At 60.7% G+C, this 22,505-nt stretch carries 19 protein-coding genes; 8 read left to right on the top strand and 11 right to left on the bottom strand.

Annotated features, from left to right (window positions below; genetic code table 11):
- Positions 1 to 47 precede the first annotated feature (47 nt).
- On the top strand, positions 48 to 515 hold the full coding sequence (locus IE093_RS18235) for an outer membrane lipoprotein (RefSeq protein WP_189471709.1): 468 nt from the start codon (positions 48 to 50) through the stop codon (positions 513 to 515).
- 97 nt (positions 516 to 612) lie between these two features.
- Here IE093_RS18235 and IE093_RS18230 read toward each other — a convergent pair whose 3' ends face one another.
- Complete coding sequence (locus tag IE093_RS18230) at positions 613 to 882, bottom strand: hypothetical protein (protein WP_189471707.1); 270 nt, start codon at positions 880 to 882, stop codon at positions 613 to 615.
- 224 nt (positions 883 to 1,106) lie between these two features.
- On the opposite strand from IE093_RS18230, the gene IE093_RS18225 reads away from it, so the two are divergent.
- A complete protein-coding gene (locus IE093_RS18225; protein ID WP_189471705.1) occupies positions 1,107 to 1,589 on the top strand; it encodes an FKBP-type peptidyl-prolyl cis-trans isomerase in 483 nt (160 codons plus the stop codon).
- Between the two features lie 66 nt (positions 1,590 to 1,655).
- Here the strand turns inward: IE093_RS18225 and IE093_RS18220 are convergent, their stop codons facing one another.
- Positions 1,656 to 1,823: a hypothetical protein gene (locus tag IE093_RS18220; protein WP_189471703.1), complete on the bottom strand. Its 168-nt coding sequence runs from the start codon at positions 1,821 to 1,823 to the stop codon at positions 1,656 to 1,658.
- A gap of 18 nt (positions 1,824 to 1,841) precedes the next feature.
- Positions 1,842 to 4,055 (bottom strand): FAD-dependent oxidoreductase, encoded by a 2,214-nt coding sequence (locus IE093_RS18215; RefSeq protein WP_189471701.1) that lies wholly within the window; start codon positions 4,053 to 4,055, stop codon positions 1,842 to 1,844.
- A 194-nt stretch (positions 4,056 to 4,249) separates the two neighbouring features.
- On the opposite strand from IE093_RS18215, the gene msrA reads away from it, so the two are divergent.
- Complete coding sequence (gene msrA / locus IE093_RS18210; protein ID WP_229803725.1) at positions 4,250 to 4,894, top strand: peptide-methionine (S)-S-oxide reductase MsrA; 645 nt, start codon at positions 4,250 to 4,252, stop codon at positions 4,892 to 4,894.
- 42 nt (positions 4,895 to 4,936) lie between these two features.
- Here the strand turns inward: msrA and IE093_RS18205 are convergent, their stop codons facing one another.
- The gene (locus tag IE093_RS18205; RefSeq protein WP_189471699.1) at positions 4,937 to 6,139 is read right to left on the bottom strand and encodes an MFS transporter; all 1,203 of its coding nucleotides are present in this window, start codon (positions 6,137 to 6,139) and stop codon (positions 4,937 to 4,939) included.
- 93 nt (positions 6,140 to 6,232) lie between these two features.
- Here IE093_RS18205 and IE093_RS18200 point away from each other — a divergent pair, with 93 nt between their 5' ends.
- Entirely contained in the window at positions 6,233 to 7,198 is a 966-nt protein-coding gene (locus IE093_RS18200) for a LysR family transcriptional regulator (RefSeq protein ID WP_189471697.1), read from the top strand.
- 64 nt (positions 7,199 to 7,262) lie between these two features.
- Here IE093_RS18200 and IE093_RS18195 read toward each other — a convergent pair whose 3' ends face one another.
- On the bottom strand, positions 7,263 to 7,862 hold the full coding sequence (locus tag IE093_RS18195) for a C40 family peptidase (RefSeq protein ID WP_189471695.1): 600 nt from the start codon (positions 7,860 to 7,862) through the stop codon (positions 7,263 to 7,265).
- A gap of 377 nt (positions 7,863 to 8,239) precedes the next feature.
- Positions 8,240 to 10,699, bottom strand: a complete 2,460-nt coding sequence (locus IE093_RS18190; RefSeq protein WP_189471693.1) for a DUF1266 domain-containing protein — start codon at positions 10,697 to 10,699, stop codon at positions 8,240 to 8,242.
- A gap of 214 nt (positions 10,700 to 10,913) precedes the next feature.
- On the opposite strand from IE093_RS18190, the gene IE093_RS18185 reads away from it, so the two are divergent.
- The 4 genes from IE093_RS18185 (at position 10,914) to gstA (ending at position 15,551) form a co-directional block, all read left to right on the top strand.
- A complete protein-coding gene (locus tag IE093_RS18185; RefSeq protein WP_189471691.1) occupies positions 10,914 to 12,359 on the top strand; it encodes an NAD-dependent succinate-semialdehyde dehydrogenase in 1,446 nt (481 codons plus the stop codon).
- Positions 12,360 to 12,391: 32 nt separating this feature from the next.
- Positions 12,392 to 13,690: a 4-aminobutyrate--2-oxoglutarate transaminase gene (gene gabT, locus IE093_RS18180; protein ID WP_189471689.1), complete on the top strand. Its 1,299-nt coding sequence runs from the start codon at positions 12,392 to 12,394 to the stop codon at positions 13,688 to 13,690.
- Positions 13,691 to 13,856: 166 nt separating this feature from the next.
- Complete coding sequence (locus IE093_RS18175; protein ID WP_189471687.1) at positions 13,857 to 14,753, top strand: LysR family transcriptional regulator; 897 nt, start codon at positions 13,857 to 13,859, stop codon at positions 14,751 to 14,753.
- Positions 14,754 to 14,939: 186 nt separating this feature from the next.
- The gene (gene gstA, locus IE093_RS18170; protein ID WP_189471685.1) at positions 14,940 to 15,551 is read left to right on the top strand and encodes a glutathione transferase GstA; all 612 of its coding nucleotides are present in this window, start codon (positions 14,940 to 14,942) and stop codon (positions 15,549 to 15,551) included.
- A gap of 21 nt (positions 15,552 to 15,572) precedes the next feature.
- On the opposite strand, the gene IE093_RS18165 is transcribed toward gstA, so the two are convergent.
- From IE093_RS18165 to IE093_RS18145, 5 genes are all read right to left on the bottom strand, one after another.
- Entirely contained in the window at positions 15,573 to 15,752 is a 180-nt protein-coding gene (locus tag IE093_RS18165; protein ID WP_189471683.1) for a hypothetical protein, read from the bottom strand.
- Between the two features lie 11 nt (positions 15,753 to 15,763).
- Positions 15,764 to 16,588, bottom strand: coding sequence for a hypothetical protein (locus tag IE093_RS18160; protein WP_189471682.1), 825 nt, complete (start codon positions 16,586 to 16,588; stop codon positions 15,764 to 15,766).
- Positions 16,589 to 16,603: 15 nt separating this feature from the next.
- A complete protein-coding gene (locus IE093_RS18155; RefSeq protein WP_189471680.1) occupies positions 16,604 to 20,002 on the bottom strand; it encodes a hemagglutinin repeat-containing protein in 3,399 nt (1,132 codons plus the stop codon).
- Between the two features lie 150 nt (positions 20,003 to 20,152).
- A complete protein-coding gene (locus IE093_RS18150; RefSeq protein ID WP_189471678.1) occupies positions 20,153 to 20,617 on the bottom strand; it encodes a hypothetical protein in 465 nt (154 codons plus the stop codon).
- On the bottom strand, positions 20,614 to 22,505 hold a 1,892-nt coding region (locus IE093_RS18145; RefSeq protein WP_189471676.1), incomplete at its 5' end, for a DUF637 domain-containing protein. The genes IE093_RS18145 and IE093_RS18150, both read right to left, overlap by 4 nt.

The raw sequence follows: 22,505 nt of genomic DNA, 5'->3' as shown, positions 1-22,505 counted from the left end.
CTAACGATAGAATCGCTTGGCAGTGCGCCAAGTTGCAGGAGGGTTCCATGAAGCGTCTTCTTCCCATTGTGGCTATTGGCCTGTTGACCTTGGCGGGCTGTGCCAACACTGCCCCCTATTCCGGCGATGTCTACCGCGGCAGCCAAGCCCAGACCGCCCAGACGGTCAACTACGGCACCATCGTCGCGCTGCGCCAGGTACAGATCCAGGCCGACAGCCCACAGGGCAACGTGGTTGGTGGTCTCGGTGGCGCGGTGATCGGTGGCCTGCTGGGCAACCAGATTGGGGGCGGTTCGGGCCGCAGGCTGGCCACCGCCGCCGGTGCCATCGGCGGTAGCGTGGCTGGCAGCAAGATCGAGGATTCTGCCAACCGTACACGCGCCTGGGAAATGGAAATTCGACGCGATAACGGGCAAAGCGTTGTGGTGGTTCAGAAAGCCGACCGCAACTTCGAGGTCGGCCAGCGCGTCCGCCTGATCGGCAGCGGCGCCAACCTGAGCGTCGCACCCTACTGAACCGATCGCGCCAGCAGCGACAAGGCCCGCGAATTATCTCGCGGGCCTTGCACTTTTCCGGGATCCGTTGGCATCACACACTCAGGGATGCTTGTCCTTATTTGAGGGCCCACCCCAGGATCTTCTTGCCCAGCCAGACCACCAGACCGACCACGATCAGGGTCATCAGCATATCGACCGGGCGCACGATGTAAGTGGCCCCCAGTACTGCGATGGCGGGACACCATATCCAGCGCTCGTCACCTTTGGACTTCAGCAGTTCCGGCATCTTGCGCTCGAAGAAGGTACCCAGCGCTCCATTCCATCCCTTGAGGGTTAGATACAGGATCACGGCGAAGGCGATCAGCCAGATCAGGGTCACGGTCATAAGGGGCGCTCCGTAATATGGATGGGTCGCAGGCAACCAAGGCCCGGCTTGCAAGATTGTCTGGTAGGGTATCCCTGCCCCGAAACCTACGCAACCACTGTCATATCGGTTGAACCAACGTCATGATTGGCATGGCGAAAATGAAAAATTCCTCGTCGCCCCTGACAGCCCCCATGGTGGCACGTTACCATGGTAATGACATGCACTCACCGAAAGGTCCCTCAATGCAAATTGCGCAGAACTCCGTTGTCGCGTTCCACTACACCTTGACCAACGATGCAGGTGAAGTGCTGGACAGCTCGGAAGGTCGCGAACCGCTGACATACCTCCATGGCGCCGGCAACATCATCCCGGGTCTGGAGAAGGAACTGGAAGGCCGTGAGAGCGGCGACAAGCTTCAGGTCACCGTCACCCCCGCCGAAGGGTATGGCGAAACCCAGCCTGCCCTGGTTCAGGAAGTGCCCCGCGATGCCTTCCAGGGTGTCGAAGAAGTGCAGCCAGGCATGCAGTTCCAGGCGCAGACGCAAGGCGGCCCCTTGATGGTTACCGTCACCAAGGTCGAGGGCGATACCGTGACCGTGGATGGCAACCATCCGCTGGCCGGTCAGACCCTGAACTTCGATGTCGAGATCAAGAGCGTTCGCGAAGCCAGCCAGGAAGAGCTCGAGCACGGCCACGTGCATGGCGAAGGTGGCGTCGAACACTGAGAACTCGCCGATGCCTTGCCGCAATCGCGACAGAGTCATGACGACCGGCAAGGCATCAGCAGGCGCCTATTCCGACGCCTCCTCCTGCACCTGCACCTGCACCTGCACCAACTGATCGTAGCGAACGCAGCGTTCGGTTGTGACTTCGGCCGAGAAGTCCTGCAGTTCGCTCGCCTTTCCCTTGAGTACCGCCACTTCCAGGCAACTGTCATGGTCGGGATGCACGTGTAGCATCGATACCGTGAACCAGTTTCATGCCTTATCGCTGCGTCCACGCAGGCTCTCGCGGACCTCCTCGAGCGGCCCACCGCGCCGCCGCCAGGCAAAGTAACGCGCAAGCCAGCTCAGCACCCGTTCAGGCTTGTGAGCATTCTTCCACACCCCGGCCGTGGCCTTGGCAGCCTCCGAGAAGGTCGGATAGGGATGGATGGTTCCCAGCAGCTTGTTCAGGCCAATGCCCTGAGTCATCGCCAAGGTGAATTCGCCTAGCAGTTCACCGGCGCCATGACCGACGATGCTCACCCCCAGCAGGCGGTCCTTGCCAGGCACCGTCAGCACCTTGATGAATCCCTGGGTGCGACCGTCGGCGATGGCACGATCGAGCTCGCCGAGATCATAACGTGTCACTTCGTACTCGACTCCTCGAGCCCTGGCTTCGCGTTCGTTGAGCCCCACGCGAGCGACCTCGGGTTCGGTAAAGGTCACCGCCGGCAGGTTGCGGTAGTCAACGGCAAAGCGCTTGATCTCGCCGAACAGGGCATTGACCGTAGCATGCCAAGCTTGATGGGCACTGGCATGCGTCAACTGGTAGGGGCCGGCAACATCGCCACACGCCCATACATTGGGATGCAGGCTGCGCAACGTCTCGTCGACATCAAGGGTGCCATCGGCGCGAGTCTCGATGTTCAGCGCCTCGAGCCCCAGCCCCTCGACCACCGCCTCGCGCCCCACCGCGACCAGCAAGCGGTCGAACACCACCCTCTCCGTCTGGGTACCTTGCTCGCCATCGCGCTCGATCACCAGCACTTTGCCCGCATCGCCGTGGCTGGGGCCAGACTCGACACGCAGCGCCCGCGCACCGAGATACAATCGCACCCCTTCGTTTTCCATGCGCAAGGCTAGCTGAGCGGCAATATCGCGGTCCTCACGCGGCAGCAGTTGAGGAGCCATTTCCACCAGCGTCACGCGGCTGCCCAGGCGGGAAAAGCTCTGGCCCAGCTCACAGCCGATGGAACCACCACCTAGCACCACCAGGCGCTCAGGCAACGACTCGAGTTGCCACAGGTTGTCTGAAGTCAGCACCTCGATTTCATCCAGCCCCGGCAACTCGGGCACCTTCGGTCGCGCCCCGGTGGCAATGATCACATGGCGCGTGGTGAGTACCCGTTGACCGACCCGCACTTCCCACGGGGTAAGCAGCCTGGCCTCGCCCTGAATCACCTCCACCCCCAGATGACGATAGCGCTCGGCGCTGTCATGCGGCTCCACATCGCGCACGGCCTGGTGCACATGGTCCATGACCGCGGCGAAGTCGATGCGCGGCTCCTTGGTTTCGATACCGAAGCGCTTGGCATCGCGCACCTCCTGAGCCAGCCGCGCGACACGTATCAAGGCCTTGGAAGGCACGCAGCCAGTGTTCAGGCAATCGCCGCCCATTCGATCACGTTCGACCAGTGCCACCTTGGCCTTGAGCGCGGTCCCTATGTAGCTGGCGACCAGCCCCGCCGAGCCTGCACCGATCACCACGATGTCATAGTCGAAACTTGCCGGCTTACCGTATTGGCGGGCCATGCGCCGGCGTTTGGCATAATCCACTCCGCGCCGGGCCAGAAGCGGGAAGATGCCGATCAGCGCGAAAGAGACGATCAATCCCGGCGAGAGGATACCGCCCAGCGACTCGAGCTCACCCAGTTCGCGCCCGGCGTTCACGTAAACCGCAGTGCCAGGCAGCATCCCGAGTTGACTCACCCAGTAGAAGGTCCAGGTGCGCATGCGGGTCAGTCCCAGCACCAGGTTGATGACGAAAAACGGAAACAGCGGGATCAGGCGCAAGGTGAACAGATAGAAGGCGCCTTCGCGAGCGATGCCACGGTTGACGCTCTCGAGTTGGCGAGAGAAGCGCTGCTCTACTAGGTTTCGAGCCAGGGTACGAGCGATCAAGAACGCCAGGGTGGCGCCCAGGCTACTGGCAAAGGAGATGATCAACAGTCCCCAGCCCAGTCCGAACAAAGCGCCACCCAGCAACGTCATCAAGGTGGCACCAGGCAGCGACAGGGCCGCCATGATCACATAGAGAACGAAGAAACCGCCCGCCACGGTGAACGGCGCCTCGGCGAACCAGGCCTGGAAACGCACCTGTTCGGCCTTGAGGTTATCCAAGGTCAGGGTTTCGTGAGCCCCACTGGCGAAGAATACCGCGACCACCACGGCGATAACGGCAATGATGATGAGTCGTTGGCGCTTCAAGACAGACACTCCCTTGATCGAACTGGGGCGACACCCCGGAAATCCCGAGCCAGCTTGCACGGGTCCGTTCCTTGAGTCACGTTTTCGTGACGATCCTTACTCGACATGGCCGTGGAACCTATCCTCCCCACCACCATCCAATTATTCAATTTCCTATATCCTTACAACATTCCCCGGCAAACAAGGTAATCGACATGTTCCACCCCGGTTCACGTTTCGCCCCACTAATGCCACTGTGCGCTGCGCTACTGCTCATCTCAGCTGTTAGCCATGCCGCGGATCAGGAAAGCAAGACAGAGACACAGGAAGCGTATTTCGCCGGTGGTTGCTTCTGGTGCATGGAAGAGGCATTCGATCCGGTAGAAGGCGTGATCTCCACCACCTCAGGCTACACCGGTGGCGATGTTGACAACCCTACCTATGAGCAGGTCAGTGCGGGAGACACCGGCCATGCCGAAGCGGTGAAAATCGAATATGACCCGACGCAGATCGATTATGCCGAGCTGTTGCATGTCTACTGGCGCAATATCGATCCTTTCGCCGAAAATCGCCAATTCTGCGACGCCGGCAGCCCCTATCGCAGCGCCATCTTCTATCGCAACGAAGAAGAGCGTGAACTCGCCGAAGCGACTCGCGACGAACTGGCCGAACGCTTCGGGAGCGAGATCGCCACCGAGATCGAGCCCTTCGAGACGTTCTACCCTGCAGAGGAATATCACCAGAACTACTATCAAACCAACGCGATGCGCTACCGCTTCTACAAGTCAGCCTGCGGTCGCAAAGAGCGTCTGGAAGAAGTGTGGGGCGAAGAAGCCGGAGGCTTGGAAAAAACCGGATAGCGGCTTTCTTGAATAAAGGCGTTTCTGCCGCGGACGACGAGCCTAGTGCGTAATGTTGGGGGTGGCCAGTGCATGCTCATGCTGCCGCAGCCAGGCTGCAAGCATCAGGGTCCCCAGCAATACCAGCCAACTGGCGATGGCCACGCCCCACCAACCAGCCACTTGCCAGAATGGTTCCAGATAGACACCACCCAAGCTCGCTCCGAGGTAGTAGAACACCAGGTAGAGCGCCGAGGCGCTGCCTCGCGACACCTTGGCATGGCGCCCCACCCAGCTCGACGCCATGGAATGGGCAAAGAAGAAACCGAAAGCATTGACGGTTAAGCCGACGAGGATCAACGGCAAGGCCGTCGACAGCGTCACCAGCGTACCGGCCATGAAAACCGTCACCCCAAGCATCATACAGGCCGGCTGCGACAGGCGCTGCGCCACCCGCCCTGATAGCGCGGAGCCGAGAGTTCCGCCCAGGTAGGTCAGGAAGATCATGCCCAGCCACTGGGTGCTCAGACCATATGGTGCCTCGCTCAAGCGAAAGGTGATATAGCTGTACTGGTTGATGAAGATCAGAAAGTTCAGGCCACCGAACAGGTAGGCACCGAGCAGCATGGGATTGCGCAGGTGCCCCACGATAGCGGAAAACGCCGTGCTCAAGCGGAAGGGGGTCGGCTGGAAATGCCGCGAAACCGGCAGCAGCTTCCAGAATACCGCCACGCACACCAGGCTGACCATCCCGACCACCAGGAAGCTCGTCTGCCACCCCCCGAACTCGGCGGCCACGCCGCCCATGATCCGCCCACCGATGCCCCCCAGGGTGTTGGCACTAATGTACAGCGCCACCGCCAGCATCAGGGCGCGCTTGTCGAATTCGTCACCCATCCAGGCAATCGCCACCGCCGGCAATCCCCCAAGCACGAAGCCTTGCACGACGCGTAACACCAACAAGGCCTCGAAGGTCTGCACCAGTGCCAATCCCAAGGTACATAGCGCGGTCAGCAACAACGTGACACGCATGATCACACGTCGACCCACGGCATCGGACAGGCTGCCAAACACCAGTAGCGCCGCCGCCAACGCCAGAGTCGCCACCGACATGATCAGCCCTACCGCCAGGGTCGAAACGCCGAAGGTATGGCGTAGCTCGGGCAGCAGCGGCTGTGGGACATAGAGATTGATGAATACGGTGAAGGAGCCCAGGCACAGGGCCAGGGTCGCCCGCCACCAATCGCGACTATGGGCTTCGATCATGGGGCCTCGTCGGCATTGCTTGACAAGGCATGATCGCTTGCGCAGCTTTATAAGCCAAATAGAACATCAAGATACTAGCCATCGGATTAGCTTATGAGCTTACCCTTCGACCTACGTGCCCTACGTGTCTTCTTGACGGCTGCCGAACAGGGTGGGTTCAGTGCCGCCTCCCGAGAACTCCACGTCGCCCAATCGGCGGTCAGCCAGACCATCGCCAACCTGGAGAAACGCCTGGAGCTACCGCTGTTCCACCGCCACGAGCGGCGTATCAGCCTGACGCCAGAGGGCGAGACCTTGCGTGACCATGCTCGCGAGTTGCTGGACCATGCCCAGGCCGCTCATCTGGCCATGCGTGAGTTGCACGGCCTGGTCAAGGGTGAGGTGCGCATCGGCATCCCCTCGATGCTGGGTTCGTATTACTTCCCCCCCTTGCTGATGGGCTTCAAGGCACGTCACCCGGGTATTCGGTTGACGGTGGTGGAGGCCGGCACGCGGCGTCTGCAGCGCATGATTCACGATGGAGAACTGGATTTGGGTGTGGTGATTGACGACCCCGAAAGCCAAGGGCTGGAGCGGCGTCGCTTCTTGCGTGAGGAAATGGTGGTGTGCGTGCCCGTGGATCACCCCTTCGCCCGGAGCCAAGCGATTACCGCCGAGAGTTTTTTCGGCGAGCCGCTGGTGCTATTCCAAGATGGCTATTTCCATCGCGAATTCGTCGATGCCCTGGCTCAGCGGACGGGGCACACCGCCGACGTGGCCTTTCAGTCAAACCTGATTCCGCTGACCAAGGCGATTGTCCGCCAAGGCTTCGGCATCACCACTTTTCTGCGCCGGGTGGTCGACGAACCGGAACTCGCCGCGGTGTCCTTCGCCCCCGCCGCCTGGCTCGACCTGTCGCTGGCCTGGGCGCGCGGTAGCTTTCTGTCACGCGCCGAGCAGGCCTTCGTCGATTTTGTCCTGGAAAATAGCAAGACATTCCAAGGTTCTGCCTTAAAAGTCGGCGAGCGAAGGCCAGGCAAGGCAAAAATCATCGAGAAAGCGGAGTTTACGTCGGGGTAAATGAGCATTTCGAGATGATTTTTAACACCGCATGGGCAAGCGCAGACAGTTTTCAGGTAGAACCCTAGCCTCCCGAGCTCAAAGCAGCACGCAGTGCCAACTGGGTCTGCTCCATGGGGCGGCGCGACTGCCAGTAGTAGCGCCGCCAGTATACATTATCCAGTTCGGAGAGAATCACGCCCTGGGAAGTGGAAGCGTGAAGGAAGTAACCGTCGCCGACATAGACGCCAACATGTCGATAGGGCCCCGGCGGGCGGAAGAATACCAGATCGCCGACCTTGAGTTCGCTGCGGTCGATGCGCCGGCCTTGCAAGGCTTGTCCTTCGGTGGTCCGCGGCAGGTCGACGCTGAAGCGTTCACTGAAGATATTCTGCATCAGCGCCGAACAATCGATGCCTGTGAACCCCTCGCCCCCCAGGCGATAAGGGGTACCGACCCAGCGCTCATGCTCGGCGAGCAGCACCTGGCGGATCAGGGTCGGCGGCGGTGTATGAAAGCCATGCATCTCGCGGACTGGATTGTCCACGGGAGACATCGGCAAGGCACCGGGCCGGGACTTGGTGAAGCTGAAGGGTTCAGCGGAACCCGGATTGTCATTTTGCGAAGTTCCCGCACAGCCAGCCAGCAGGGCCAGCGTCAAGCACAATCCTGCGACACGAAGCATTCTTGCGACCTCGTTCAACATCCCTTGAACCGCGCCTACCCCCGAGACGGCGCAAGAGGCCCGTTACCAAGGGAAGGGGTGTCGCTGTGGCAGTGATGCCCGAGGCCCCGATGCGACCTTGCCGGTACCACTGCCATAACGACCTGTCAGCGATTCGGTCCGGCTCCTGACAGGATGAGCCTTTTCAGCAAACGGCCTGACTATAATCGATTCTCGATATGCTTGGCGACCCCCAGGGAGCGCTGAGTAAACCGACGAGCATGCTCAAGCGCAAGGCGCCCGGAGCACAGGAACCGGAGCATATGGGGTATATGTGAGGATTCCGAGCACCGCGCAACGCAGCGATTGAGCAGCACAGACGTTTAGTCAGGGTTTCCTCAATGTAAGGTGCGCACGTCTCCCGGCAACGTATCGATATGCAATGGCGCCCAGTGGCGCGGCCGCGCACCGGGAAAGTCGAGGCTCGCCCAAGCGCCGGCCAGAGGTGGCGCGCCAGTCAGCCAGGTGACCAAGCCTTCGCGGAAGCTGCTCAGAAAGGCGTCGCGCTCTTCGGTTTCCGCCATGAAGAAAGCGAATCCGGCATACAAGCCCCGGGCATAATCCGACCAGCCGGCATAATGCGTTTCGGCCAAAGCCAGGGCCGTATCCAGAGTCGTCGAAAAGAGCGATTCGCTGAGCCAGCCGAGCTGACGGCCGGCGATCGCCAGATCCACCGCCTGGGCTATGTCCCAGGCTGCCATGTCCACCTCATTGCAACCAGCATCATTGTCACGGACCCGCTTCAGGCGCAGCAGGTGGTTCCGCTCATCCTCTTCGCATATGTCGGATTCGAGAATCGCTATCTCTTCCTTTAAGCGCGCTGAGTTGAGAGTGTAGGGCGCATAGTTGATCTGATAGTCTTGGCGGTCACCGGCCTCGAGCAGGAAGGTCAGGAATTCGCGCAACCCTTCCGCGTCATGCAGTCCGTAGTGTCCATCGATCCATTCACGAATGGCCTCGCATTCGTGCTCGCTTTCGCGCAACGGCTCCCCCCAAGCACCGGCATTCAGTGGGCCGACAAGAGACAACGCCGTGAAGCGCGTCAGCGTTGGCCGCGGCCCCGGCTCCTTCCAGGCACCGGGCTGCCAATCCAGCCAATGGAAAGGACTACCAGGATCCTCGCGGTGCCAGCGAATCTCGTGTACCAACGAAGGTTGGCCGTTTTCGGGTAGCGCCTGCTCCCAGGCGGCCCAGGCGTCGAGCAGGCGGCGTGGGCCGGAGTAGAAACGGCACAGCACACCGCGCAAGGACTCGGCCAATAGCGCCAAGCCCTGAGCATCGAAGTCACCGCTATCCACGGCCATCTGCAGGTAAAAAGCGTACTTCTCGGCCATATGAATGGTGGCGGCATGTCGGCTGCACGGTTTGAGCCCGTCACGCTGGAGGACCGCCGCCTCGCTGGGCTTACCAAACGGGGTGGCAAGTGGCGGTAATGCATCGTGAGCGGCATCCGCCGCCAACTGATTGAGGTGGTGTGCCTGAGCAGGCAGCCAATAGCGCGACAGGCCGGCGATCCCATCGTCGGGATACAGGCCCAGGGTCTCACGGAGGTAACCCTGAGCATCCTGGCGTCGCGCCTGATCGATAGGCGCTTCCGGCCCCTGGCGCTGCAACAGGTCCGGCTCACGCACCGACGCCAGCGCCAGTAGCCAGTGTTGCGCATCGCCTCGCCAGGCACGGATCATCGCCTGGGCGGTGTGCCGATCGCTTTCATGAAGTAGCTCATGCAGGGGCCTGCTCCAAGGGCTCGCTGGCGATTGCAACAAGAGCCCCCAGTCGCGCTCGACATGCTTCATGCCATCGCGGCCCTCGAACAGACTGCGTCCGCGCTGGTAAGCATTCACCAGCGCGACCCAGTCGCTGTAGCGTCGTGCCAGGAGATCCGCGGCATGGGCGGCAAAACCGATCGCCTCCTCCTCGGACAACCAACCCCGGCAACGTCCGGCATAAGCCAGGTCGACCAGCCGGACCCAATCCCAAGCGCCCCACTCCAACGGCTCACCCCGGTTCAGGAACTCCAGCATCACCCGACCATAAGGTTCAGCACTATCGAGGCTCTCCAGCCACTCACGACGCACCTCACGATCCTGATCGAGCAAACGAGCGGCATCCAGATCCCAACCGTAACGATCACCCTGCCCGGCCAACCACAGCATCACGCGAATCAATTCATCGCGATCATGCACTTGCCAGACGTCGGCCAGCCAGCCGCCCACTGCCGGCCAGTCTCGAGTCTCATCGGGAGGCAGCGCCAATACCGGGGCGAACGCCGCGCGCAGGCGCCATACATCCTGGCCGCCTCCTTCGGGCCACAGCGCTCCTGCTCGGTTTCGACGAGACAGATGCTCGGTAAGCACCTCCCAGGTAATACCCTCACCATCGTGTTCCAGGGTCGCCAGCGCCTCGCATGCTTCAAAGAAGCCATCGTCACCGCGCACCCAGCCTTCTTGACCACGCGCATGCAGCAGCGCGTTCAACCAATCGTCGAGCTGGCCGTAATGCAGCGTGATGTCGGTGGCCACACGCTGCACCCAGGCGTTGGCCCGGGTTTGTGGCATCCAGCCGCCAGCAGTGGCAAGCGCCAGAAGTTCCAGTGCCGAGAGTTGCCGCAATGGATCCGAGGCGCCCGGCATCAAGGCTTCGATCAACCGCCACCCAAGCTCGCCGCGATCGATGACGCCCAACTCGACCAGGCGTGTTACTGCCAGCTCGGCTTCCACGGCTGTTGGATCTGGCTCGAAGGTCCAGTCGCATAGAACCAGTTGCTGAGCCCACCAGGCATTCAAGGGATCGACCAAGGCGCACCTCGTCACTTGGGAAGAAAATCGGCGCACTAGTGTAGCGGAAAGCGACGGCCACGCCGATGCTCCATGCATCACTACTCCACAGGTTCGCTGACCCTTGAACCCATGACAAGCACAGCGAAAGTGCTTGGCGCAACGTTTTAAATAATGCACACTGCGTCAAACATGATGGCCATAGGCTTCCGGCCGACGACTTCAGGAGACCACCATGCCGTTACTTCCCGACTTGCTGATTCCCAAGGCCTACATCGATGGCCAGTGGCGCGATGCACCACGGCATTTCGCCGTCACCGATCCCGCTACCGGGGATGTGCTGGCCGAGGTCCCCGACCTGGGCGGCGATGACGCCCGCGACGCCATCGCCGCCGCCGAAGCCGCCTGGCCCGCCTGGCGCAAACGCCCAGCCAAGGAGCGCTCGGCACTGCTGCGTGCCTGGTTCGATGCCATCATGGCTCACCAGGAAGAGTTGGCACGGCTAATGACCCTGGAGCAAGGCAAGCCGTTGGCCGAATCGCGCGGCGAGGTGGCCTACGGTGCGGCATTCGTCGAGTTCTATGCCGAAGAAGCCAAGCGCATGGCCGGCGATACCCTTCCCAGCCATGGTGCGGACAAGCGTATCCTGGTGTTTCGAGAGCCGGTCGGCGTGGTCGCCGCCATTACCCCTTGGAACTTCCCACTGGCGATGATCACCCGCAAGTGCGCCCCGGCGCTAGCCGCCGGTTGCCCGGTGGTGATCAAGCCTGCCGAGGCCACACCGCTGACCGCCCTGGCATTGGCCAGACTTGCCGAGCAGGCAGGCCTGCCGGCCGGTGTGCTCAATGTCATCACCGCCGAACGCCCCGCCGAAATCGGTGAAGTGCTGACCACCGATCCGCGCGTGCGCAAGGTCTCGTTCACTGGCTCCACTCCAGTGGGTAAGCGCTTGCTCGCTCAGTGCGCCGGTACCGTCAAGAAAGCGGCCATGGAGTTGGGCGGCAATGCTCCCTTCATCGTCTTCGACGATGCCGATCTCGATGCTGCTGTGGAAGGGGCCATCGCCTCCAAGTTCCGCAATTCCGGCCAGACCTGCGTGTGCACCAATCGCTTGCTGGTCCAGGCCAATGTGTACGACGCTTTTATCGAGAAACTGGCCAAGCGCGTCGCCGAGCTCAAGGTCGGCAATGGCCTGGAGGATAGTGTGGTCCAGGGCCCGCTGATCAATGCGGCAGCGGTGGACAAGGTGCAGTCGCACATCCGCGATGCCCTGGACAAGGGCGCCCGACTGGTCTGTGGCGGCGAACCCCATGCGCTCGGCGGCACCTTCTTCCAGCCCACGGTGCTCGCCGACGTCACGCCCGAGATGCGCGTGGCCAGGGATGAAACCTTCGGTCCCTTGGCGCCGGTGTTCCGCTTCGATACCGAGGAACAGGCCATTGCCATGGCCAATGCCACCGAGTTCGGTCTGGCCGCCTACTTCTACGCCCGCGACTACCGGCGTATCTGGCGTGTCATGGAAGGCCTGGAATATGGCATGGTGGCCATCAACGAAGGGCTGCTCTCGACCGAGCTGGCGCCCTTCGGCGGCGTCAAGGAATCCGGCCTGGGACGCGAGGGTTCGCACCACGGGCTAGAAGATTTCACTGAACTAAAATACGTGTGTGTCGGCGGCCTTTGAGTGCCAATCGTTCATTCGACAGGAGCAACCCCATGAACAATGCCCAACTCAACGAACTCAAGAAACGCTACGTCGCCAACGGCGCCGCCAGCCCCGCCACCCAGTTCGCCGACAAGGCCGAGAATGCCTTGGTCTGGGATGCCGACGGCAACCGCCTGATCGATTTCGCTGGCGGCATCGGCGTGCTCAATATCGGCCACCGCCACCCCAAGGTCGTCGAGGCGGTCAAGGCCCAGCTCGACAAGGTGATGCACACCTGCCAGACGGTGATGCCCTACGAGGGCTATGTGAAGGTGGCGGAGAAACTCAGCCAGGTCACGCCAGTCCGAGGTCACGCCAAGGTCATGCTGGCCAACTCCGGCGCCGAGGCCCTGGAGAACGCCGTGAAAATCGCCCGCGCGGCCACCGGCAAGACCAATGTGATCTGCTTCGACGGCGGCTATCATGGCCGTACCTTCATGACCATGGCCATGAACGGCAAGGTCAACCCCTACCAGACCGATTTCGGCCCGATGCCAGGCACGGTCTTCCGCGCGCCCTACCCGGTGCCCTATCACGGCGTTAGCGAGGACGAAGCTTTGCGCGGCCTGAAGATGGCCCTCAAGACCGACGCCAATCCCAAGGACACCGCGGCGATCATTCTCGAGCCGGTGCTTGGCGAGGGCGGTTTCTATCCGGCGCCGGCGAGTTTCCTCAAGGCGATCCGCGATATCTGCGACGAGCACGGCATGCTGATGATCGTCGACGAAGTGCAGAGCGGTTTCGGGCGCACCGGCAAGATGTTCGCCATCGAGCACAGTGGCGTCGAGCCGGACATCATCACCATGGCCAAGAGCATGGCGGACGGTATGCCGATCTCCGCCGTGGTCGGCACCGACAAGCATATGGATGCCTCCGGCGGTAACTCGCTGGGTGGTACCTACACCGGCAGCCCGGTCTCCTGTGCTGCGGTCCTGGCAGTGCTCGAGGTATTCGAGGAGGAGAATATTCTCGAGAAGAGCCAGGAGTTGGGCGACAAGCTGGCCAAGCGCTTCGCCCAATGGCAGCAGCAGTTCGAGTGCGTCGACAACCCCCGCAACACGGGCGCCATGGCTGCCTTCGACCTGGTCTCCGACAAGGCCGCCCACACCCCGGACGCCGACCTCGCCGGAGCCTTGTGCAAGAAGGCCCGCGAGAAGGGGCTGATCCTGCTCTCCTGCGGCATGTACGGCAACTCCATCCGCTTCCTGATGCCGGTGACCATCGAGGACGAGGTGCTCGAGGAAGGTCTCAGCATCATCGAGGAAACCCTGACCGAGCTGGTCGGCACCAAGTCCGCGGCCACTGCCTGACGCCATATCGCGCGCTCACGGCTAACGAAGCACCCCGCTGTCTGCGACAGCGGGGTGTTTTCTTGCCTATGCGATGGCCCACTCTACCTTAGCCTTCCGGTAGTCAAAACGTTCATTCAGTGTTTCCTTAGAGATTCACAGCCTGCATATAAGGAGAGCTACTGACATGATGAACCTCTTGCACTGGCGGCTGCTCGTTGCCGTTGCCGACGCCGGCAGTGTGTCGAAAGCCGCTGAACGCTATGGCATTACCCAGTCCGGCGCGAGTCAGGCGATTACACAGATGGAAGAGAGCCTCGGCATCAAGGTCTTCGTGCGAGAACGCCGCCAGACGTCCGTTACCGCCGTAGGGCAACAGGTATTGGACAGAGCTCGTCAGATGCTGGCTGAGCTCGAATCGATCCAGAACCTGGCAGATTCCGCCAAGGAGTGGGATAAGGGAAGGATCACGCTCGCAAGCTTCCCTTCAGTCTTCGCCTTAATGCTTCGACCGCTCATCAGTTCGTTTTCCCGAATACATCCTGGTATCGAAGTGGTCCACCTGAATGGTACGGATAAAGAGGTTGAAGAATGGCTGGCCAATGAAAGCATCGACCTAGGCGTCGTCATGAACCCCGCTCCCCACCGACAGGCGATACCTCTCGGTAGGGATGCCTGGGTAGTCGTGATGCCCTCTGCACACCCCTTGGCCCGCCGATCATCTTCAAAAGGCGTCGCACTCCACGAACTGGTGGACGAACCCTTTATCGCCGCAACGGGCGGTTGTCATTTACATGGCCAGGAAATCGCCTCTCAGCACGGAGTAGACCTCAAAAATGTTCGCATTTCCGTGCAGGACTGGGATACGGCCTATTCACTAATCAGGGAAGGGATGGGGCTTTCCGTGGTGCCGTTCTCGACCGTTCCGGACGACATTCGTGGCATTCGCGTCATGGAACTGGCTGAGTCTGTATACCGTGAGTTCGGTTTGGTACTTGCAGCCTCCAATCACAAGTCTCTGCCCGTCACTGCGTTACTCGATCACATTCAAAATGTCGCTGACACATTATCCAGAAAGCCATAAAGCAGCTCCCAGAAGCGCCCATTCCATATAGGACAACGCATCATTAGGACAGCTTATGTCAGAAACATGAATTGTGATTTTACCTACCAAGATCAGCTTTGTAGCATACCTCGTAGGTTTACGGCACCAATGCCGAGTATGGAAAGGCCCACTCAACACTTACGGAAATACCTACCAAGAGGCAGTATGAAGCTATATTTCGCCCCCAAGGCATGCTCACTTTCCCCTCATATCCTCATGCGGGAGCTTGGGCTTGAATTCCAACTGGTCCGAATCAACAACAAGACCAAGAAGACTGCAGAAGGCGGAAACTTCCTGGAAGTCAATCCAAAGGGGTATGTTGCCGCCCTTGAGTTGGACAATGGCAAGGTGCTAACAGAAGGCCCGGCCATTGTGCAGTATCTCGCTGATTTGGTACCCGATGCCGAGCTGGCACCTGCCAATGGAAGCTGGGAGCGAGTCCGCCTGCAGGAGTGGCTCAACTTCATCACCTCTGAAATCCATGGCGGTAGCAATCCGCTATTCAACGACGAGATTCCTGAAGATGTGAAAGACATTTTCAAGAAGAAGCTCTTCAAGCGATTCGACTTCCTCGTCAACACTCTTGAGCACCAGGACTACCTGATGGGGACTTACAGCATAGCTGACCCTTACCTCTACACTGTGCTCACCTGGATGCCCAACTTTTCGATAGATATCAAGGATTGGCCTACACTTCATCGTTATATGCAACGGATTGAAGCTCGCAAAGCCGTTCAAGAGGCCATCAAAGCAGAAGCCGAAACAGATCCGGTCTAGCTCAACGCTTCGTTACCATTGTCACTTCCACTTGGGGAGAGCACAGAAGTTGCTGCTGCGCTCCTCGTGGGATTCAGTGTACAGGTCGCTGGCGGCTTCGAAGTGGATGGCGCCGCCGCTGGCCAGGGTCAGGTCGTTACCGGACTCGAGGCGGGCACCTTGGTAGCGTTGATCGACGCCGCTGGCTAGGTTGCCTTCCATTGCCTTACCGTTCACTGCTGCTTGAACAGCCGTGAACATTGCCTTCCTACCCACCAGCCAAACACAGCAGCGAGCACGATGACAAAACTTCTCAGCACGTCACTCATCCCGTCTTCTGTTAATGCGGGCATGTGTTTGGTCACTAAGATAATGCTCAATAACGACCCGAATATCCCAGAGAGCCCAAGCTTATCCATCAGCAAACCGATCGGTGGTATTTCTTCATTCGCCTGCCTGTTCTTCTCAATAGCTGCTGGAGTAATAAAATCACCCCATCGAAACGGGGTATTTTGCTCAAGATACTGCTTCACCGCCTGCTCAGACTCAAACTTCTCTATGCGGTCTTCCTGCTGAACATCCTGCCCCGTTTGGCTCAGCCGCAACGCATAACCCTGCTCCGTCTTACTCAACTCAGCGCGATGCACGATATCGCCTGCAGCAGTTGGTTCGATAAAGGAGGCGCGCATTGGTGAATTTTGGGCCTCATAGGTCTTCTCATTTTTCCGCTCTTCTTGCCTCTTCCTTAATCTACTTGCTTCTTCAGGATGTTTTCTGTAATACCACATATTGAACAGCCCGATCATTAGACCGAATAGATACATGGCAACGAAGCCTACCGCCCATACACGATGCCAACGCTGTTGTGGAGGACCGTAACCTCTCAGCTCAGCACCAAAAAGGGCATACAGCCACTCCCCAATAGCCACACTATTCCAGAAAAAGAGAAAGGCGACGACAGCAAGCAAGCTGTACTTTAAATGGTAGAGCAAAAACTCTGGCCATGTCCTATCCTTAACCCACTGCCTATTAGCACTTCTTTTATCAAGTTTCGGCATCACTGCGTCGTCTCCTTATCTCTCAACATCAGGAAGGTTAATCAGTGCCGGCATATTACTGATCATTGTCTGGGTGGCATTACCCAAGGATTCCGCGGATGGCAATGGGATGGTAATGGATGCTGGCGTCTGGAAGTAAGGCAAACTTATCTGGCGGGGAATACCTTGAGTTTCTCTTGCGACAACCCCACCAAACAGAGTACCGAGCCCACCGGCACCTGCACCAAAAAGCGCACCTATACCCACCGACTTGTTCTCATCATACACCCAGTTATTAGCAGCGGTGCTCGTCCCCCCTGCAACAGCACCCACAGCGGCATTGCCCAGTATCCCCCCACCCGCCAGTGGCCCATAGCCCAATGCAGTGATGCCAGCCATCAGCGTCTGGCCGGGGCGGTATTCGCCCCCTTGCGCATACTGTCCTAGTGCGTCGAAACCTGCACCGGTGGCGAATAAGCCTGCCGCTGCACGAGCCGTCAGATTGGCTGCCGCATAAGGGCCGGTCACCGGGAGTGCCGCTAGGCTGGCGATACCACGGGTGAGTGCTTCCTGGCCTTGTTTGATCTCCGCCCATGGCCGGCTATCGGTCTGATTGAGGTTGTAGGGTAGCCCAGCCGCCATGGCGATGCTGCCCGGGAAGCGTAGTTTGGGCTCGGGACGAGGGCTCGGAGTAGGAGATACCATCGCACGATAGGAAGACGATACTCCCCCTGTCTGCTCGATAATGTAGTCGACCAGTTCCGGCGACGTATCCGTTGGTACCATCTGGACGAGATAACGGGTGTTACCGTCGCCCCCAGGGGTAGCGAGCCATTCACCATCGAAGTCATAGTAGCTGGCATCAATGGCATCGAGGTCGTGCAGATCCACCACGACGTTAGACCCCGGCGACTCTCCCAGCTCATCGTTAAACATTCCGCGCAGAGCTTGCTCAATTTCTTCAGCTATGTACTTGCCATCACTTTGCTCAGCAAGTTGTTGAGCGATCTCTTTCTCATGGGCGTGCGCTTGGCGGTTGTAGCTTTCCGCCTGCCCCGCAATCCAGGCACCTTGCTCCACATCGCCACCGACAAGACCAGCCGCCGCGATACCGACGAGTTGGGCCACGGTGTTGGACAGGAGGGGATTCTCTTGGGCACTCTCGACCAGTTTGTCAGCTAACGCCTCGCTGGCCCCTGCTGCCAATGCGCCGGTCTTGAAATCTCCGCCCATGGCTTCGGCAACCGCACCGCCGGCCAGCGCATGCAGCGCGATTTTCTCTGGGCTGCCTTCCGCCCATTCCTGGTCGACGGCATAGTCGCCCACCGCATGGAACAGCACGCCAGAGACCACATGCGTCAGCGCGTCTTCGAGGCCAGCCTCGAGGTTGTCGCCCAGGCTGCCGCCCTCGATGGCGGTGCTGACGCCGGCGTGGATGGCCGTTTGCGCGGCGCGCTCGCCGGCGAAGCGGGCGACGTCACTGGCGTTGCTGAAGTCGAGTTGGGTGGTGTCGGTGGACTCGCCCATGACGCCCTGGGTGATCCCGGCACTGGCCGCCGCCACCGCGTAGCCTTTCAGGGCGTCGCTGGAGAAGGTGTCGTCGAGGGTGTCACCGAGATCGCCACGGTTGTTGATGGCACTCACCGCGGCGGTGCTGGCCATGCTGGTCAGCGCGGCCGTGGCCGCGACGTTGGCCCAGCCCGCGGCGGCGCCGGCCGACGCGGCAGCCCAGGCACTGCCGGCGGCGGTGGAGGCCCCCGCCGCCGAGGCGCCACTGGCCACCAGGCCACTGGCGGCGCCGGCGGTGAAGTAGGCCACGACGATGGCGACGACCAGTTGGGCGACGCCACTCAGCCCGGAGTGCTCGTACTCCCAGCTGTCGTGGATCTCCTTGACCCGCCGCCAGTCGATGTCGCCGCGTTCCTCCATCTCCTTGAGCCAGGCGAGATCGGGGTCGGCCTCGACCATGGCGTCGATGGTCTGGCTGACGGTTTGTTCGTTGATCTCGGGCACCTCGGCGACGATGCCGTCGGCGGCCTGGATGACCCGGTTGCCCTTGGCGATCAGTTGGCTCTGGCGCAGGGTTTCGTCGGTGCGGCCTTCGCCCCGCGACGATTGCCAGGCGATGTTGCCGCTGCGCTTCTCGTGGGCTTCGGTGTGGACGTCGCTGGCGGCTTCGAAGTGGAGGGTGCCGCCGCTGGCCAGGGTCAGGTCGTTGCCGGACTCGAGGCGGGCGCCTTGGTAGCGTTGATCGACACCGCTGACCACGGTGAGATCATTACCGCTTTCGAGCCGGCTGCCCACGGCGCGAATATCGTTGATTTCGTCGCGCTGGTAGCGACTGCTGAACAGGCCGCTCTCTTCCTTTTCGTAGAGGGAGTAGTCCTGATCGTTGGCGGCGAGCAGTTCGACGTCGCGACCGGCGATCAGGAAGGCGTCGTCGCCGGCCTTGGCCTCGCTGGCGATCAGGCGCAGATCGCGCCCGCTGCGCAGCGTGAGGGTGTCGCCGGCCAGCAGTTCGCTGCCTTGCTGGCGCACCCGGCGGCTGGTCCAGTCGGTGGTGGCGGTGTGGGATTCGTGGTGGCGAACGTTGGCCGCCGAGGCCAGGGTGAGGTCGCCACCGGCGTCGAGTGCCAGGTTGCCGCCGGCTTCGGCGCGACTGGCGATGGCGGTGATGTGGCGCTGCGCCTGGAGGGCGACGTCTTCCCTGGCCTTCAGTTCGCTGCCGGCTTGTTCGACGCTGCGGGTTTGCGAACGGCGGAATGGCCCGGTGCGGGTCTGGGTTTGGCTGGTGTTCTCGGCGGCGTCGAGGACGATGTCGTTGCCCGCGGCGATGGCCAGGCCCGCGCGGCTGTCGATCTCGCTGGCCGCCAGGCGCACGTCGCGCCCGGCGCTGAGGTGGGTGTCGCCGCCGCTGCTCAGTTGGCTGCCGACCTGGTTAACGGATTCCTCATCGGTGCGCTCCTTGGCATACCACCGGCGGCTGTCGGTCTCCCCCCAGTCGTGGGTGGTGTCCTCGCCGGCCTCGAGGCGGATGTCGCGGGCCGCCGCCACGGCCAGGGCACCGTCGGCGTCGACCGTGCTGGCGGTGAGCCTCACGTCACGGCCGGCGATCAGCGCGGCATCGCCCCCTGCCGTGAGACTGGCGCCGAGTTGCGTGGTGCGCTCGCTGCCTTCCCCGACACCCGCTTCATAGCCGCTGACCTGGCGGCGGACATCGGCCACGGCGTCGGTGACGATATCGCGCCCCGCGAGGAAGGCGACGTCGCCCTGGCTTTCGATCTCGGCACGGTTGACGATATCGCGCCCGGCATTCAGTTCCAGGCTGTCGCGGGCGCGGATCAGCCCGCCTTGATCGAGATAGGTGTCATAGGCACGCGCGTGGCCGGCGGTGACCGCGGTGCGGTCGTTGACGATGTCGCCTTCGCGCGCCAACAGGCTGACCTGGCCGCCACGAATCTCGCCGGCCAGACTTTTGTGGGGGCCCTGGCCAGCGAAGTGAATCCCGCCACGGCGGACCAGGGTTGAAAAGCAAATTGTTAAAGAGCCGTGTGAGGTGTTGCAGCTACTCTCCTCACAATCAAACTATTCTACCGAAGTGCCTTCATCAGTCATGGCAGGCTTTGGCAGGACAAAAATTGCGATGATGAGTGAAGAAAATGCCCCCATAAGAAACGCCCAAGGAAACTCGAATATCCTCTCCATCCAGTTCAACACTAGGATGAACATCCCCCCCCAAACCTGCGCACCAACACCACCCGCAATGAAAACGAGAAAATAATTCTTTAGGGACTTACTGAGCTTTAGCGAAGCATAGAGTAGTGCAAGCAGGAAGGCTGGAATCCCATAAAAAACCATACCCCCCGCCGACACTACCCACAATATCATAAAAAATTCGGAGAAAAGCTCTGTCCAATTTTTACTCAACAAAAATTTGGGAAGAAGATGGTAAAAGAGTTCAACACCAGCCCAAAACGACGCTACGACAGCGGGACATAGCGTAAACCCAAAAATCACCTTTCCCCGAGGATATTTTATCTCGAAACTCATGGACTACATCCTTGAGCTGCATCGTAGCCAAGCAACTTGCACCCGTATTCAATACGAGAGTCATAGTCTAGGATATCAACCCCTCCTGACATCTGCTTCATATCATCCCTCAAAAACCGTGATGTTACATACGAGTCAGAGTCCGTGGCCCATTTTCCGGCCCCAGCAAACCAGTCCCTATCTTCCAGATATGCCTCATGAATAGGCTGCAATATCCGTTGCTCATTCTTAAGCTGGTTAATATCCCACGCCACTGAATCAGCCTCGGGGTTATTATATAGTGTCCTGAAGTTATCGAACCCTCCCTGCATCAGTGTCTCTCCTGCTTCGGCGCGCCAGTCATAAATATCCCCGACATGCCAACCTGCAGTAAGAAGGGCGCCTGCTGGGAAGGTGTAATCTGACCAATCTTCCTTCGCCCCAAGACCAGTCCACCTGGCCCGCGACACAAACTTCGCCCCGCCGAACCACTTCGCACCAGCTCCCAGATTTTGCTCATACCGGTCACTAGCACCAAAGAAGTCCGCCCGATTGTCGATGGTATTGTAATATAGGGAGAAGCGATCCTCGGCGCCATCGCTGTTGTATACGTTGTCGAACAGATTCCGCGAGGAACGACTGACATCGCCTTTCATCACCGCCCAGGCATCCCGCATCGCCGCATATTGCGTGGCGGCGTTGATAGCCGTGCGACATGCATCGCTCGTCGGGTTCTGTTGGCAAAGCCCATTCATTTCCTCGTCCAACATTTGGCTAAGCTGCTCGGCCTCGGCCAGCATTTTCTCCTGCTGTTCTTCGCTGGAACAGGTCGCTCCACTCAGGCAGTTCTTCACCTCATCCACCTTCTGGTGGGAAAGGTAGTTGTACTGCGTCGAATACCCGGCAATCTCGGCGCCTTGATTCACATCGCCGTCCGTCAGTTCGGCGGCGATGATGCCGGTGATCTGCGAGGCGACGACCAGCAGCTGCGGGTCGTCGTTGACCAGCTCGGCCAGGTGCTCCACCAGCGCTTCGTTGGCGCCGGCGGCCAGCGCGCCGGTTCGGAAGTCGCCGCCCGTGGCTTCGGCGACCGCGCCGCCGGCCAGGGCATGCAGGGCGATCTTCTGCGGGCTGCCATGATCGAAGTGGCCTTTGGCATAATCGCCCACCGCGTCGAACAGCACGGCGGCGACCACTTCGGTCAGTACGCCGTCGAGGCCGGCCTCGAGGTTGTCGCTGAGGCTGCCGCCCTCGATGGCGGTGCTGACGCCGGCGTGGATGGCCGTTTGCGCGGCGCGCTGGCCGGCGAAGCGGGCGATGTCGCCGGCGTTGCTGAAGTTCAGGCCGGTCGTGGTGGTTTTCCCCATCACGCCCTTGGTGACCCCGGCGCTGACGGCGGCGGTGGCCGCGCTACGCAGGCTGTCGCTGGAGAAGGTGTCGTCGAACACATCCCCCAGATCGCCGCGGTTATTGATCGCACTGACTGCGGCGGTGCCGGCCAGCGAGCCGACGGCGGCACCACCAGCAGCGGCCACTGCCCCAGTGCCCAGCAACGGCCCGACGTAGTATTGGCCGGTGGCAGCAGCAACGATGGCGACCGCCATCGCCAGGCCACCTCCCAGCCCGGACTGTTCGTATTCCCAGCTGTCGTGGATTTCCTTGACCCGCCGCCAGTCGATGTCGCCGCGCGCTTCCATCTCCTTGAGCCAGGCGAGGTCGGGGTCGGCTTCGACCATGGCGTCGATGGTCTGGCTGACGGTTTGTTCATTGATCTCGGGCACCTCGGCGACGATGCCGTCGGCGGCCTGGATCACGAGGTTGCCCTTGGCGATCAGTTGGCTCTGACGCAGGGTCTCGTCGGTACGCCCCTTGCCCCGCGCCGATTGCCAGGCGATGTTGCCACTGCGCT

Source organism: Litchfieldella qijiaojingensis, from assembly GCF_014651875.1.
GTDB lineage: Bacteria > Pseudomonadota > Gammaproteobacteria > Pseudomonadales > Halomonadaceae > Litchfieldella > Litchfieldella qijiaojingensis.
This window is presented reverse-complemented; position numbering and strand designations above follow the sequence as displayed.